18 protein-coding genes, 1 tRNA gene and 1 pseudogene are annotated in these 14,606 nt (G+C 66.6%); 13 read left to right on the top strand and 7 right to left on the bottom strand.

The features are described from left to right. Positions 1-9: 9 nt before the first annotated feature. Positions 10-1,365, bottom strand: a complete 1,356-nt coding sequence (locus tag OCGS_RS00780; RefSeq protein ID WP_238538198.1) for a site-specific integrase — start codon at positions 1,363-1,365, stop codon at positions 10-12. A 280-nt stretch (positions 1,366-1,645) separates the two neighbouring features. Beyond that, positions 1,646-1,735: transfer RNA gene (locus OCGS_RS00775), tRNA-Ser, on the bottom strand. Between the two features lie 120 nt (positions 1,736-1,855). Between OCGS_RS00775 and OCGS_RS00770 the strand changes: the two genes are divergently transcribed. From OCGS_RS00770 to OCGS_RS00735, 8 genes are all read left to right on the top strand, one after another. Beyond that, complete coding sequence (locus OCGS_RS00770) at positions 1,856-2,686, top strand: DUF2059 domain-containing protein (protein WP_007425304.1); 831 nt, start codon at positions 1,856-1,858, stop codon at positions 2,684-2,686. A 192-nt stretch (positions 2,687-2,878) separates the two neighbouring features. After that, the gene (gene rplU / locus OCGS_RS00765) at positions 2,879-3,406 is read left to right on the top strand and encodes a 50S ribosomal protein L21 (protein ID WP_007425303.1); all 528 of its coding nucleotides are present in this window, start codon (positions 2,879-2,881) and stop codon (positions 3,404-3,406) included. A gap of 6 nt (positions 3,407-3,412) precedes the next feature. Next, positions 3,413-3,682: a 50S ribosomal protein L27 gene (rpmA, locus tag OCGS_RS00760; protein WP_007425302.1), complete on the top strand. Its 270-nt coding sequence runs from the start codon at positions 3,413-3,415 to the stop codon at positions 3,680-3,682. 134 nt (positions 3,683-3,816) lie between these two features. Then, positions 3,817-4,353, top strand: a complete 537-nt coding sequence (locus OCGS_RS00755) for a GNAT family N-acetyltransferase (protein ID WP_052026091.1) — start codon at positions 3,817-3,819, stop codon at positions 4,351-4,353. A 5-nt stretch (positions 4,354-4,358) separates the two neighbouring features. Continuing rightward, positions 4,359-4,865 carry a GNAT family N-acetyltransferase gene (locus OCGS_RS14425; RefSeq protein ID WP_007425300.1) on the top strand — a complete coding sequence of 169 codons (507 nt, stop codon included), beginning with the start codon at positions 4,359-4,361 and terminating at the stop codon, positions 4,863-4,865. A 30-nt stretch (positions 4,866-4,895) separates the two neighbouring features. Further along, the gene (obgE, locus tag OCGS_RS00745; protein WP_007425299.1) at positions 4,896-5,924 is read left to right on the top strand and encodes a GTPase ObgE; all 1,029 of its coding nucleotides are present in this window, start codon (positions 4,896-4,898) and stop codon (positions 5,922-5,924) included. After that, positions 5,912-7,024: a glutamate 5-kinase gene (gene proB / locus OCGS_RS00740; protein ID WP_007425298.1), complete on the top strand. Its 1,113-nt coding sequence runs from the start codon at positions 5,912-5,914 to the stop codon at positions 7,022-7,024. The genes obgE and proB overlap by 13 nt, the downstream gene beginning before the upstream one ends. 30 nt (positions 7,025-7,054) lie before the next feature. Continuing rightward, positions 7,055-8,320, top strand: a complete 1,266-nt coding sequence (locus OCGS_RS00735) for a glutamate-5-semialdehyde dehydrogenase (protein WP_007425297.1) — start codon at positions 7,055-7,057, stop codon at positions 8,318-8,320. Here OCGS_RS00735 and OCGS_RS00730 read toward each other — a convergent pair. Continuing rightward, positions 8,310-8,909 (bottom strand): histidine phosphotransferase family protein, encoded by a 600-nt coding sequence (locus OCGS_RS00730; protein WP_040610238.1) that lies wholly within the window; start codon positions 8,907-8,909, stop codon positions 8,310-8,312. The genes OCGS_RS00735 and OCGS_RS00730 overlap by 11 nt on opposite strands. Before the next feature lie 36 nt (positions 8,910-8,945). On the opposite strand from OCGS_RS00730, the gene OCGS_RS14670 reads away from it, so the two are divergent. The 3 genes from OCGS_RS14670 (at position 8,946) to olsA (ending at position 10,845) form a co-directional block, all read left to right on the top strand. Continuing rightward, on the top strand, positions 8,946-9,116 hold the full coding sequence (locus tag OCGS_RS14670; RefSeq protein WP_007425295.1) for a DUF3553 domain-containing protein: 171 nt from the start codon (positions 8,946-8,948) through the stop codon (positions 9,114-9,116). Between the two features lie 167 nt (positions 9,117-9,283). Beyond that, a complete protein-coding gene (gene olsB / locus OCGS_RS00725; RefSeq protein WP_007425294.1) occupies positions 9,284-10,054 on the top strand; it encodes an L-ornithine N(alpha)-acyltransferase in 771 nt (256 codons plus the stop codon). Continuing rightward, positions 10,051-10,845, top strand: a complete 795-nt coding sequence (gene olsA / locus OCGS_RS00720) for a lyso-ornithine lipid O-acyltransferase (protein WP_007425293.1) — start codon at positions 10,051-10,053, stop codon at positions 10,843-10,845. The genes olsB and olsA overlap by 4 nt, the downstream gene beginning before the upstream one ends. Here olsA and speE read toward each other — a convergent pair. From speE to speD, 3 genes are read right to left on the bottom strand one after another with little or no spacing between them, the layout of a single operon-like run. Then, entirely contained in the window at positions 10,821-11,672 is an 852-nt protein-coding gene (speE, locus tag OCGS_RS00715; RefSeq protein ID WP_007425292.1) for a polyamine aminopropyltransferase, read from the bottom strand. The two genes, olsA and speE, sit on opposite strands and share 25 nt — an antisense overlap. Next, positions 11,669-12,172 carry a 2'-5' RNA ligase family protein gene (locus OCGS_RS00710; protein WP_007425291.1) on the bottom strand — a complete coding sequence of 168 codons (504 nt, stop codon included), beginning with the start codon at positions 12,170-12,172 and terminating at the stop codon, positions 11,669-11,671. Before OCGS_RS00710 ends, speE begins: the two co-directional genes overlap by 4 nt. A 10-nt stretch (positions 12,173-12,182) precedes the next feature. Then, a complete protein-coding gene (gene speD / locus OCGS_RS00705; RefSeq protein WP_040610229.1) occupies positions 12,183-12,671 on the bottom strand; it encodes an adenosylmethionine decarboxylase in 489 nt (162 codons plus the stop codon). A 313-nt stretch (positions 12,672-12,984) separates the two neighbouring features. Between speD and rplM the strand changes: the two genes are divergently transcribed. Together rplM and rpsI are read left to right on the top strand one after the other, a co-directional pair. Then, positions 12,985-13,446 (top strand): 50S ribosomal protein L13, encoded by a 462-nt coding sequence (gene rplM, locus OCGS_RS00700; protein ID WP_007425289.1) that lies wholly within the window; start codon positions 12,985-12,987, stop codon positions 13,444-13,446. A gap of 2 nt (positions 13,447-13,448) precedes the next feature. Further along, a complete protein-coding gene (gene rpsI, locus OCGS_RS00695) occupies positions 13,449-13,937 on the top strand; it encodes a 30S ribosomal protein S9 (protein WP_007425288.1) in 489 nt (162 codons plus the stop codon). Between the two features lie 18 nt (positions 13,938-13,955). On the opposite strand, the pseudogene OCGS_RS15180 reads toward rpsI, so the two are convergent. Continuing rightward, a pseudogene (locus OCGS_RS15180) lies at positions 13,956-14,606 on the bottom strand (hypothetical protein); the annotation flags it as partial.

Genomic DNA, 14,606 nt, shown 5'->3' with positions numbered 1-14,606 from the left:
GCTGTGCGTCTAACGCGCGGTGATTTTCTCAATCGCGTCCTTCTTCTGCGCCAGTGTGTAGCCCTCGCCAAAGTAACCGTCTGTCACGGTGTCGCGCTCATGCCCGACGATCTCTTGCACAAGTGACAACTCGACACTGGCTTGACGCATTCGGGTAATCGCGGTGTGGCGCAGGCTGTGGAAGACAAGGCCGTCATCCTTCATGCCGATCTTGGTCAGGAACGTGCCGAACCAGCGGCCCAGATTGCGGCCATAGCCTTCTTTGGTGTTGTGCGTGAACGACATGAACAGGCGCGTTTGCTTCCCGCAGCCTTCGACCCATTCAAGGAAACCAAGGCGGATCAACTCCGAATGGACGGGCACCCGGCGTTTGGCGGCAAGCGACTTCAGGCTTTTCTTCTCACCATCCGCGTTGATGTCGATGTACCAGATGCCGCCTTCACTCCGAATGTCAGATGGCACCAGTTGCGCGACTTCCCGCAACCGTGCCCCGGTGAACATGGCCAGAAGCGTTCCCCACTTGTGATCGTCCTTCTTGACCAGCCCAGAGCGGTTTTCCGTCAACTCGACAAAGAGGCGTGAAAGCTGTTCCTTGCTGTACGCCTTGCGCTTCTCTGCGGCTTGCTTAGCCTTCGCAACCTTCATGCCGTCAAACAGCTTGTGGGGCGCGCGCCCGTGGCGTTCTGCCCAGTCCCAGAAGCGGCGAAACATGTCGATGTAACTGTTGACAGTCTTCACGCCCATCTTGGGCAAGCCGGGAACGTCTATGGCTTCATGCAAACTCAAATTGCGGGTTTCGGGCTTGGTCTTGCGGTTCGCCGGTAGGGCCTGCACTAGCTTCTTCATGTCAGCGGCGTCTTGGCGGCTGATCTGGTCCATCGGGCGATCCGGTCCGAAATGCTCCACCAGCAAGGCAAGGTACGCATCCGCCTTGTTCCGCATCTCCTGTGACCATTGCGGCCCATGCTCGGCTTTGAAATCTGCGATGGCCGCGCTCAGAGACGCTGAGCGGGTCTGTGATGGCCTTGGCGCTGTCTGGGCAGGCTTGGTGAAGGAATAGCCTTCAAGGCTCTCAGCGGCGCTTAGAATGGCTTTGATCTGGTCCCGGCGGGCCTTACGCATCTCTTGGCGCAGAGATGGCGCGTTCTCGGTCCACTGAGCGTCTGTGAGGCCCGCTGAGGCCCGGAAGGCGTCTGGGTCAAGGAACATGTCCGACAGGTCGTCATTGCCCTCTGCGGCGTCCGCGTGGGCAGCAAGTTCTTGGCGCAGCAGGTCAAGGGACCGATCCGGCAGGCCGGTATCGTTCAGCTTCTCAACATACGCATCCAGCGAAGCCGCGAAGTAGCTTCGCACCATCTCGCGCATCTCATCTTGCCTGAGCCTCGCCAATGCCTTGTTATCCCGAACCAATCGCCCGCATGATGCAAGATGACGGGCCAGATCGCCAGCCCGATCTGGGCACTTGGTGCGAAGGGAAATCCTGACGGTGCGTCGGCTTTGGCGGTCTGGGGAAGGCAAGGGCCAGCGGAAATAGTAAACCCCGTGGCGCGACGGCGAAAGGAAGGCGGACAGTTTCATGGGCGTGGTGCTCCACTTTGTGTCGCACTTGCCTGCCCAACTATTAAGTCACTGATCTATATGGAATTGGCGGAGAGACAGGGATTCGAACCCTGGGAGGGCTTGCACCCTCAACGGTTTTCGAGACCGCCCCGTTCGACCACTCCGGCACCTCTCCGCGGGGTGGGGGCGCAATAGACCGGGACGGGGCGGGCGCAAGGGGGTCTTGCGGCCTTCGGCACCCTTGGCAGCGGGCGCGCGCGGGCCTAGATCGAACCGAACCATGACGGGACATTCCATGCGCCTCGCCCTTGCCGCCGCCCTTTCCCTACCGCTGCTGGCGGCCAGCGTTCTGCCCGCCGCCACCGATACGCGGCAGGCCGAGGCGCTTTACGACGCGCTGCGGCTGGACGACCTTCTGGCCATCATGCGCGTCGAGGGAACGGAAAGCGGGCTGGAACTGGAGGACGATCTTTTCGCCGGGCGGGGCGGTGTTGGCTGGAAGCGCGCGCTTGCCGACATCTACGGCCCCGACAACATGGAAGGGCGGATGCGCGCCCTGTTCGTCGAAGGAATGGAAGACGCGACGGTCACGCCGCTTCTGGACTTCTTCACCTCGGATACCGGCGCCGAGATCGTGACGCTGGAACTGGAGGCGCGGCGCGCCATGGCGGACGAGGCGCTGGAGGAAGCCGCCGAGGCCGCGCTGGAGCGCATGCAGAGGCAGGACGATCCGCGTATCGCCGGCATCGAGGCTTTTGTCGAGGCGAACGACCTGATCGAACAGAACGTCGTCGGCGCGATGAACGCGAACTACGCCTTCATGACCGGGCTGGCCGATGGCGGAGCGTTCGGCGCGGAACTGGGCGAGGATCAGATGCTGGCCGATGTCTGGTCGCAGGAACCCGAGATCCGCGACGAGACTCTGAGCTGGCTCTATTCCTATCTCAATCTGGCCTACCAACCGCTGGATGACGCCGATCTGGCGGCCTATACCGAATTGTCGCGGACCCCGGAAGGACAGGCGCTGAACCGGGCGCTGTTTGCCGCCTTCGACGAGGTCTATGTCGACATATCCCGCGATCTGGGCCTTGCCGCGGCCCGCTTCATGGCAAGCGAGGATCTGTGACGGCCCGCATGGCTTGACAAGCCGGCCCCGCGACCGGATACACCGCCATCCCGGCGGACATCGTTCGCGCGGGGGCCGCGGTGCATGGGGCACGCGGCGAACGAGGCCCGACGGGGCCGCGCAGTCCGAGGCGGGGATTTCCCCCGAACGCCCGCAAGGGGGCCGAAGGACGCGGCAGAGAAGGAAGAAACGATGTTCGCGGTCCTCAAGACCGGCGGCAAGCAGTATCGGGTCAAGTCGGGGGATGTCCTCCGCGTCGAGAAGATTGCGGCCGATGCTGGCGAAACCGTCCAGTTCAACGAAATCCTGATGATCGGGTCCACTGTCGGTGCGCCGCTGGTGGAAGGCGCGGGCGTTCAGGCGACCGTGATCGACCAGATCAAGGGCGAAAAGGTCATCCATTACGTCAAGCGCCGGCGCAAGCATTCCAGCCAGCGCACCAAGGGCCATCGCCAGCAACTGACGCTGGTGCGGATCGGCGACATCCTGGACAGCGGCGCCGCCGATAGCGGCGTGAAGGCGGCGATCGGCGCCGGAATCGCGGGCTGGAAGGGCGTCGAGGGCGACGGCGAGCGCTATGCCACCAACCGCGAACGCCAGGCCGAAATGAACAAGCGCGTGGCGACCGGCCAGGCCGAAATGAACAAGCGCGTGGCGACCGGCCAGGCCGACGAGAAATCCGCCGAACCGGCGGCCGATGCGGCACCCGAGAAGGAGTAACGACAGATGGCACACAAGAAGGCAGGCGGTTCCAGCCGCAACGGTCGCGACAGCGCCGGACGCCGGTTGGGCGTCAAGAAGTTCGGCGGCCAGGAAGTCGTGCCGGGCAACATCATCGTCCGCCAGCGCGGCACCAAGTGGTGGCCGGGCGAAGGCGTCGGGCTGGGACGCGACCACACCATTTTCGCCGTCTCCGAAGGCCGCGTGACGTTTCACAAGGGATTGAAGGGCCGTACCTTCATCTCGGTGACGCCGATGGCCGAAGCGGCCGAATAGCGCTTCGGCGCGGATGAATCCCGAAGGACCGGCAACCCTGGCCGGTCCTTTTTTCTTTTGTCGTATCAGTTGATCGGGTGCGCAATGACGATTGCCGGTCTGACATTGAAATGCGGCCGGCCGGGCAGGCCCCGATGAGCGGGATACTCGTGAACCAGCCCTTCATCGAGACGGCGCGCCTGCAACTGCGTCCGCCCCGTCCCGCCGATGCCGAGGCATTGTGGACGCTCACATCCGATCCGCGCGTCGCGCGCGCCACGCGGTCCATCCCCCATCCGCTGCCCGAAGGCGCGGTCGATGCGTTCATCGCCAGATCCGCGCATCCCGAACGGACCGAGGATGCCTGGATCATGGATGGCAGCCGGTCGGATCTGCCCGAGGTCGCGGGCGTCGTCGCGCTGACACCGATGGATCGCGCCCAGTCCGAAATCGCCTATTGGGTAGCGCCCGATCTTTGGAATACCGGCCTTGCATCCGAAGCGGTCGGCGCGCTTCTCGAAGCCAATCCGCAGGATTGCGCCACGGTGTTCGCAAGCGTCTTTCAGGACAACCCGATTTCCGCCCGCGTGCTGACCAATGCCGGTTTCGCCTATATCGGCGATGCCGAGGCCCTTTGCGCCGCGCGCGGCGGCGCCGTTCCGACATGGACCTATCTGCGCCGGATGCGCTGAGGCCGATGCCGTTGCGAACCGCGCGTCTGGTTCTGCGCGCCGCCGGACCCGCCGACGCCGCGGCCCTGGCCGATGGCGTGGGACATCTGAGCGTCGCGCGCTGGCTGGGCAGCGTTCCCTATCCCTATGGCATCGAGGATGCGGCTGGCTTCATCGAGGAGACGGCGTCTTCGCCGTGTCACTGGCTTGTCCTTCATTCCGACAGCCTCATCGGCGGCGTCTCTCTCGACGGGCAACTCGGCTATTGGCTGCGGCGCGACATGTGGGGGCAGGGCTTCGGGACCGAGATGCTGCGCCCCGTGCTCGACCTGCATTTCACGTGCTGCCACGACGATGTCGTCGCGTGGGTGCAGGACGGCAACGACCGATCCCTGCGCCTGCTGCGGCGGCTGGGGTTCCGGCGAACCGGCGACGGCCTGCGGGAAGCGGCGGCACTGGGACAGCCCGTCGCCTCCGGCCGGATGGCGCTGACGCGGTCGGTCTGGCTTGAGAACCAAACCGCCTTGCGTTAGGCGGCAGGTCAGCGCTGCGAAGGCATGTCCATGAAGTTTCTCGATCTGGCGAAGGTGACGGTCCGTTCGGGCAGCGGGGGCGCGGGCGCCGCATCCTTTCGGCGCGAGAAGTTCATCGAATACGGCGGCCCGGATGGCGGCGACGGCGGCGATGGCGGCGATGTCATCGTCGAGGCGGTGGACGGGCTGAACACGCTGATCGACTTCCGCTATCAGCAGCATTTCTTCGCGGGCAACGGCCAGCACGGCATGGGCCAGCAGCGGACCGGCGCGCGCGGCAAGGACATCGTGCTGCGCGTGCCCGTCGGAACCGAAGTGCTGGACACCGACGAGGAAACGGTGCTGGCCGACATGACCGCGCTGGGACAGCGCGTCGTTCTGGCCCATGGCGGCAATGGCGGATGGGGCAACCTGCGGTTCAAGTCGTCGACCAACCAGTCGCCGCGCCGCGCCAATCCCGGCCAGCCAGGGGTAGAACGTGAATTGTGGCTGCGGCTGAAGCTGATCGCGGATGCGGGGCTTCTGGGCCTGCCGAATGCGGGAAAATCCACCTTCCTGGCCGCGACGTCGAACGCGCGCCCCAAGATCGCCGATTATCCCTTCACCACGCTGCACCCCAATCTGGGCGTCGTCGGCATCGACGGGACCGAATTCGTCGTGGCGGACATTCCTGGCCTGATCGAGGGCGCACATGAAGGGCGCGGCATCGGCGACAGGTTTCTCGGCCATGTCGAACGCTGCGCAGTCCTGCTGCATCTTGTGGATGCGACGTCGCACGATGTGGCCGCGGACTGGCGCATCGTCATCGACGAGCTTGCGGCCTATGGCGGCGATCTGGCCGACAAGCCGCGGATCACCGCGCTGAACAAGATCGACGCGCTGGACGACGACGCCCGGATCGCGGCACGGGCCGCGCTTGAGGCGGTGGCAGGTCCGGTCATGGCCATGTCGGGGGTCAGCGGCGAAGGGCTGACCGACGTGCTGCGGGCCGTGCAGGCGCGGATCGGCGCGGACCGCCTGCGCCGGACGATGCCCGAGGAAGCGCCGTGGCGGCCCTGACCCTGCGGGATGCGCGTCGCGTCGTCGTCAAGATCGGCTCGGCCCTGCTGGTGGACCGCGCGACCGGAATGCTGCGCGGTCCTTGGCTGGACGCGCTGGCCTGCGACGTGACGCGGCTGCGCGATCGCGGGACCGAGGTGGTGCTGGTCTCGTCCGGGTCCATCGCGCTGGGGCGAGGAGTGCTGGGGTTGGGACAGGGCGCGCTGGCACTGGAACAGGCGCAGGCGGCGGCCGCCGTGGGGCAGATCCGCCTCGCCGGCGCCTATGAGGCCGCATTCGCCCCGCGCGGCGTCGTCACCGCCCAGATCCTCACCACGCTGGAAGACAGCGCCGACCGCCGCCGCTATCTCAACACGCGTGCGACGATGGCGACGCTGCTGCGGCAGGGCGCGCTGCCCATCGTGAACGAGAACGACACGGTCGCGACCGACGAGATCCGGTTCGGCGACAACGACAGGCTCGCCGCGCAGATCGCTGTGACCGTGGGGGCCGACCGGCTGGTGCTGCTGTCGGATGTGGACGGTTTCTACAGCGCGAACCCCGCACAAGACCCCGCGGCGCGGCGGTTCGACGTGATCGACGCCATCACCCCGCAGATCGAGGCGATGGCCGGCGATGCCGGATCGGGGCTGTCGAAGGGCGGTATGCGGACCAAGCTGATGGCCGCGCGCACGGCGACGGGCGCCGGTTGCGCGATGGCCATTGCCGAAGGATCGCGCATGGCCCCGCTGAAGGCGCTGGAAAACGGCGCGCCCGCCACATGGTTCACCGCGCAGACCGATCCGCAGACCGCGCGCAAGGCGTGGATTGCCGCGATGAAGCCGCAGGGATCCGTCACCGTCGATAGCGGCGCCGAGGCCGCGCTGGGGCAGGGCAAGTCGCTGCTGCCCGCCGGCGTGACGGGCGTGGCGGGGGCGTTCGGGCGCGGCGATCCAATCGCCATCGAGACCGCCGACGGGCGGGTTCTGGGCTGGGGCCTGGCGCGCTATGACGCGGCCGAGGCACGGGTTATCAAGGGGCGCCGGTCGTCCGAGATCGAGGCGCTGCTGGGCCATCCGGGCCGCGCGGCCCTGATCCATCGCGACGACATGGCGCTGTAATTCATCGCCCGACCAGGGAAGGGTTGACTGATGCTGGATACCACCGACATCCCCGCGCTGATGGCCGATATCGGGCAACGCGCCCGCACCGCGGCGCGTGTTCTGGCCGGTGCGGCCACGGCCGACAAGCGGGCCGCGCTGACGGGGGCGGCGGACGGGATGGGCCGCAACATCGCACAAATCCTCGAGGCGAATGCCAATGACATGGATCTTGCGCGGCAGAAAGGGCTGGACCGCGCGATGCTCGACCGTCTGGCGCTGGACGCGGTCCGGGTGCGCGCCATGCAGGACAGCCTGCGCGCCGTCGCCGCCCAGACCGATCCGGTGGGCGAGGTCACGGCCGAATGGGACCGGCCCAGCGGTTTGCATATACAGCGCGTGCGCGTGCCCATCGGGGTGATCGGCGTCATCTACGAATCGCGCCCCAACGTGACGGCCGATGCCGGCGCGTTGTGCCTGATGGCCGGCAACGCCGTTATCCTGCGGGGCGGATCGGAATCGCTGCATTCGTCCCAGGCGATCCATGCCTGCCTCGTCGAGGGGTTGCGGATGGCCGGTCTGCCCGAAGACGCGATCCAGCTTGTCCCGACCCGCGACCGCGCGGCGGTGGGCGAAATGCTGGCGATGACCGGCACCATCGACGTGATCGTGCCGCGCGGCGGCAAGGGCCTTGTCGGCCGCGTCCAGCGCGACGCGCGCGTGCCGGTCTTCGCGCATCTGGAAGGGATCGTGCACATCTATCTCGATGCCGACGCCGATCCCGAAAAGGCCCTGCGGATCGTGCTGAACGCCAAGACCCGCCGTCCGGGGATCTGCGGCGCGGCCGAATGCCTTCTGATCCACCGCGGCATCGTCGACGATATCGGCCAGGGCGTCGTCCGCGCGCTTCTCGATGCGGGGGTCGAGGTGCGCGCCGATACGCGGCTTTCGGCGATCGAGGGCACCGTTGCGGCGGATTCGTCCGACTGGGGCCGCGAATACCTCGACATGACGATCGCCGCGCGGGTCGTCGCGGATATGGACGAGGCGATGGATCACATCGCCCGGCACGGGTCGAACCACACCGATTGCATCGTGACCGAGAATGCGGAAGCGGCCGCGCGATTCCTGTCGCGGGTGGACAGCGCCATCGTCATGCACAACGCATCGACCCAGTTCGCGGACGGGGGCGAATTCGGGATGGGCGCCGAGATCGGCATCGCCACGGGGCGACTGCATGCGCGCGGCCCGGTGGGCGCTACGGAACTGACGACGACGAAATATGTCGTCAGGGCGGACGGCGCGCTCAGGCCGTGAGGATCAGCGCATCCGCCTGCCGCTGCACGCCGATGGGCCGGGCCAGCCTGTCGGCGGCATCGCGTGCCAGGGCGAAATGCACCTCGGCCGGGGCGGGCAGGCCATCGGGACGGCCCGTCAGCGCAGTCCAGCAATCCCCGTCCATCCGCATCCGCGTTGCGCGTCCTTCCAGCCGCCAGCGCCCGGCTGTCAGGTCGGCGGCGACCGTGCCGCCCCAGGGCATCGCCGTTTCGCAACACAGCAGCAGCAGGAAGGCCAGCCGCGCCTCATCCCGCGCCAGATCGGTCTCGGGGCGCCAGTCCACCTGCAATCCGCGCCCCTTTCCGATCCCGCGCAGGATCGACACCGCCTCGGACCGGGCGATGGTCTGGCCGGGCTGCACGGCGCCGAAGGCCACCCGGAACAACCGGATGCGGGCATTGGCGTTCTCGACCGATTCCGCGATCAGCGCCAGTTCGGGCGTTGCCTGGGCACCCGACATCTGCATCAATTCGACCCCGTTGGCGATGGCGCCCAAGGGCGAGACGAGATCGTGGCAGATACGCGAGCTGACCAGCGGAGCAAGATCGCCCTCGACACGCCCGGTCAATGCGGCGCCCCCGGCCGGCATACAGCGGGCCACCCCATGAACGCCCTGCTGGAGCCGGGCATGATCGTCCGCCATCCCGATCGTCCCGATTGGGGCGACGGGCAGGTGCAGTCGAATATCGGCGGACGGATCACGGTGATGTTCCGCGATGCGGGCAAGGTGGTGGTGGACGGAACGCGCGTGGACCTGATCATCGTCTCATCCTGACTCGTCTATAGGTTGATCGTCCTACCCAGTGTCATCGCCCGCCGGCTGTCAACCTGCCGGCCTTGCGGCAGGCGCCGGTTGTCAAGCCCGGTGTTGCATCCTAGAAGCAGGTCGCCGGATCGCAGCCGATTGCACCGTCCTGCCCCATGCCGGAGCGTTGCCGTTCCATGATCCTTCATACCCCCCGCTTCGCCGTGCGTCCTGCGCGCGATGCCGACGATGTCCTGGCGGCGCAACGTCTGCGATACGCGATCTTCGTCGGCGAACTCGGCGGCACGGGCGATGGGGTGGATCATGCCGCGCGGCTGGAACGGGACGAATTCGACACCCATTGCGACCATCTGCTGCTGGAGGATCTGGCCCGCCCCGAAGGCGAGCGTGTGGTCGGCGTCTATCGCCTGCTGCGCGGCGAGGTCGCGGGGGCGGGGCCGGGCTTCTGTTCGGCGCGCGAATACGATCTGGCGCCGCTTCTGGACAGCGGGCGCAATTTGCTGGAACTGGGCCGATCCTGCCTGCATCCCGCCTATCGCGGCAGCATGGCGATGCATCACCTCTGGGTGGGGCTGGCCGATTATGCCCGACAGCATGACACCGGCATCCTGTTCGGCGTCGCCTCGTTTCCCGGTACCGATACGGACGCTCTGGCGGCGTCGCTATCGGTGCTTCATCACCGCCATCTCGCGCCGCCCCACCTGCGGGTTCGTGCGCGGCCGCCCGGCGCGGTGCCCATGAACTCGCGGCTCCTGGACAGGATCGACCGCGTCGCGGCCATGCGCGCGGTGCCCCCGCTGATCAAGGCGTATCTGCGGCTTGGCGGCGTGGTGGGGGATGGCGCGTTCGTCGATCGGGCCTTCAACACGGTGGATGTCTGCATGGTTCTGGATGCCGGGTGCCTCGACGCGATGCGGGCGGCGATCTATCGGCGCGACGGCCGATGACATGGCGATCCGACATCGCCCCGCCCGAACCGCGCATCGACCTGTCGGGATGGACGCGCGCGATCCTGCGCGGCGCGGTCCTGCTGCCCCTGCTGGCGGGCGGGTTGCTGGCGGTGTCGCTGCTGAAATCGACGAACCGCCGCGCGGCGGTCGCCAGCGCCGTGTCGGGCATGGCGCTGACCGTGATCGGCCTGCGGGTCGAGGCGGTGGGCCGTGCCATGACGATGCCCGGCGCGCTGGTGGCCAACCATGCGTCTTGGCTGGATATTCTGGTGCTCAGCGCCTGCGGCCGCGTGACCTTCGTGTCGAAGGCCGAAGTCGCGGACTGGCCGGGCATCGGCCGGATCGCGCGCGCGACAGGCACGCTTTTTATCCGCCGCGACCGACGCGAGGCCACCGCCCAGCGCGCCGCAATCGCCGACCGGATCGCCCGGAACGAAAGGCTGCTGTTCTTCCCCGAAGGCACATCGACGGACGGCCAGCGGGTGCTGCCCTTCAAGACGACCCTCTTCGCCGCTTTCGCGGGCCAGCCTTTGTGGATCCAGCCCGTCACCGTGATCTATGACGCGCCCCCCGGCGCCGATCCGCGTCTTTACGGCTGGTGGGGCGACATGGCGCTCGGCCCTCACCTGCTGCGGATGTTGTCGCTCAAGCGCCACGGCAGGGTCAGGGTCATCCGCCATGCGCCCATCGACGCCGCGGCCCATCCCGACCGCAAGGCGTTGGCGCAAGCCTGCGAGGACGCGGTTCGCGCGCCGTTCGAGGTTCAGGGCAACAGTTTGGCAACGTAAGGCGGCAGCGCGAACGCGCCCTTATGCACCTCGGCGCTGTAATAGCCGAAGGTCAGCCCGCTGGCGGCGACCCGGCGGGACAGGTCCGCCATGTCGGTCCTGCGCGCATCGCCGTCCGTTCCCCATCCGAACGCCATTGCCCCGCCGGCATAGGTCGGCACCGTCGCCAGATAGCAGGTCGCGTCCGCGAAGATCTGCGAAAAGGCCCGCATCGTGCCGCGCAATTCCTCGGGTTGCAGGAACGGCACGCCGTTCTGCGTCACAAGGATGCCGCCCGGTGCCAGGGCCCGCGCCGCATGACCATAGAAATGATCGGTGAACAGAACCTCGCCCGGTCCGACCGGATCGGTGCTGTCCACGATGATGACGTCGAAGCCCCCTTCGGTCCTTCGCACGTAATCGGCACCGTCCGCGATGACGACCTCAAGCCGCGGATCGTCGAACGCCCCATCCGAAATCGCAGGCAGGTATTCGCGCGAAAAGTCGATCACGCCCGCGTCGATCTCGACCATGGTGACGCTGCCGACCGGATGGCGCAGCACCTCGCGCGCCATGCCGCCATCGCCGCCGCCTACGATCAGCACCCGTTTTGCGGTGCCGTGAGCGAAGATCGGCACATGCGTCAGCATCTCGTGATAGATGAACTCGTCGCGTTCCGTCACCTGCACCACGCCGTCCAGCGTCAGGACGCGCCCGAAGGTCGGGTTCTCGATCACCCGCAGGCGCTGGTGGCCGGTCGCGTCCTCGTAAAGCACCCGCTCCACCCGCAGGGCCTGGCTATGATCCTCGTGCAGACGCTCCACGCTCCATCCGGTCATGTCGGTCATAGGGGGCCTCCGGTCAGGGGAAATGTCGCGATCCGTTCCCACGGACCGCCGCGGTAGTGCCACAGGATCAGCCGGTCGGCCAGCCCGTCCCAGGGAACGAGGCCCGCGCGAAGGGCCGCCTGCGTCGCCAGCGCCGTGCCGCGATCCGCCTTGTTCTGCAAGGTGACATGCCACCGCCTGCGTCGGTCGTCGCTTGCGGTCAGGGTGCCGCGCCAGCGCCGCCGCAGCGCATCGTGCAGCGGGTCCGCGCCCGGCATGTCCAGATCGACCGCCGCACCGCCGCCGAAATCGAGGATCCCGCGCGCGGTGAAGGGCAGGGGCGGGGTCGTATCGCAGACAAAGGCGATGTCCCCGACGATCCGGTTCAGCAAAACGGGATCGAGCTGCTGGAACAGCGTGATGTGGACGGGAATGAAGTTGCGTGACGGCGGAAAGTATCGCTGACGCAGGGGTTCGAGCCGCGCAAAGCTGCCCGGATCGAAACCCAGCGTCAGGATCACCGTCCGGCCGTCAGGCCGCGGCCACGTCCGTCACCACCCCGTCGCCCCGACGCAGCGACCGCACCCGCACGTCGTCGGTGGCGAAGGCCGCCTTCAGCACGTCGACCGACCGCCAGGGATCCGCGTCGCCGCACATGAACACGTCGAACGCGCCGTAACCGATTTCCGGCCAGGTGTGGACGCTGATATGGCTTTCGGCCAGCACCGCCACGCCGCTGACGCCCTGCGGACTGAACTTGTGCGTATGGATGTGCAGCAGGGTCGCGCCGCATTCGCTCACGCAGTCGCGAAACGCGCGCTGGATCCGCGCCTCGTCGTCGAGGCCGTGGCCGTTGACCACCTCGATGATAAGGTGACGGCCCGCGAATACGCGGCCATCCTCGCGAATGAAGTGATCGTCACGATCGTCGCGCAGAACTTCTGCCGACACGTTGGTGTCTTCCGCTTGGGCGCCAGTCTCCAGACCGATCCCCAGTTGGAAGAGGTTGGAGCCCGTCATGGCACACCCCTTCTTTCCAGTAGATTGAAATCCGTGGTCCCTTAGCGCCCCCCCCTGGACCGCACACCGCGCGACAGGGGTTGGGATCGGTCCCTTAGAAGTAGGTCAGAGATAGGGGGGCGGGTCCGGCGATGCAAGCACTTTCACAGGGTAGGCAAGCACGATACGTGGGGTATTGGAGTACCTAATTTACAGGGTGTTGTTTTCATTGCGAATATGGCATTGGAACACCATTGACGACGCTTCGCCATGGTATAGAACCCCCGCATCCGATCCGGGCGGCGCGGGCTGCCCCATTGCGACAGGACAGAAAATGAAGACCTTCACCGCTACCCCGGCGGATATCGACAAGCGCTGGATCCTGATCGACGCCGAGGGCGTCGTTCTGGGCCGCCTTGCGTCGATCATCGCCATGCGACTGCGCGGCAAGCACAAGCCGTCCTTCACGCCCCATATGGATATGGGCGACAACGTCATCGTCATCAACGCCGACAAGGTGCAGCTGACCGGCAACAAGCGGATGAAACCGCATTACTGGCATACCGGCCATCCGGGCGGCATCAAGTCGCGCACCACCGGCCAGATCCTCGAAGGCAAGCACCCCGAACGCGTGGTTATGCAGGCCGTCAAGCGGATGCTGCCCGGCGGACCGCTCAGCCGTCAGCAGATGACCCATCTGCGCGTCTATGCGGGAACCGAACATCCCCACGACGCGCAATCGCCCGAGACGCTGGACGTCCGCGCGATGAACGCCAAGAACACGCGGGAGGGCTGACCATGGCCGAACAGATTACGTCGCTGGAAGAGCTGAACGAAGCCGTCCAGGGCACCCCCCTCGACGCGGCGCCCCAGGTGCAGCGCGAACCCGTGCGCGACGAGCACGGGCGCGCCTATGCGACCGGCAAGCGCAAGGATGCGGTCGCCCGCGTCTGGATCAAGCCGGGCCGGGGCAGCGTCACAGTCAACGGCAAGGACGTGAACGCCTATTTCGCGCGTCCCGTGTTGCAGATGATCCTCAAGCAGCCGTTCACCGTCGCCAATGTCGAAGGGCAGTTCGACGTTGTGGCCACCGTCAAGGGCGGCGGCCTGTCGGGGCAGGCGGGCGCCGTCAAGCATGGCGTCAGCAAGGCATTGCAGCTTTACGATCCAACGCTGCGCGGCGCGCTGAAGGCCGCGGGCTTCCTGACCCGCGACAGCCGTGTGGTCGAGCGCAAGAAATACGGCAAGGCCAAGGCGCGCAAGAGCTTCCAGTTCTCCAAGCGCTGATCGCCCGGCGCTTTGCGCCTATGGATTATCGAAACGGCCGGGGTTCTGCCGGAGCCATTCCGACTTGTAGGACACGGGCGGCAGGAAACTGTCGCCCGTGTTCCGTTTCAGGCCGTCATCGACCCTGAAGTTTTGCCCACATCGGCGTGCCGTGGAACAGCCACGGTTGGTAGAGAATCCTGGCGAGGTTGGGCAGGTGAGGACGGTCGTCCCGTCGGCGGTCTCGCTTCTTCTTGGCGGCTTCAGCGAGCCTTCCACCTTCTCGGCGGTCTCCGCTTCCTGCCCCGAATCCTTCGGTTGCGATGGCTGCTGGACGCCCATCCGCATCGCCGGAGTGGTCCGGGCGACCTTGTTGGCGCGCCTCTTCGGCACAAAGATCACCTTGTCCGTGCCGGGCACCGTGAGGCGCCTCAACTGTTCGCCATTCTCTGCTGGACCAGCGCCATCTTCAGCAGCGCCAGTCGCTGGGCCTTCCGCAGTCGAAGCATCCGCCTCCAGAGGCGTTCTGTAGGGTCTCCAGTCGAAGAAGTTGTAGTGCACGCGCCATATGTTCATCAGGGCGATCAGAACGCGCGGATTGTAGGCGGCTCCGTTGATGTATGAGGCGCCCACACGAGAGCTGCAACCGCCCGCACGCTGGATGATACTGACGCGCTCGCGGATCGCGTT

The sequence above is a fragment of the Oceaniovalibus guishaninsula JLT2003 genome, from assembly GCF_000299575.1.
Classification (GTDB): Bacteria; Pseudomonadota; Alphaproteobacteria; order Rhodobacterales; family Rhodobacteraceae; genus Palleronia; species Palleronia guishaninsula.
This window is presented reverse-complemented; position numbering and strand designations above follow the sequence as displayed.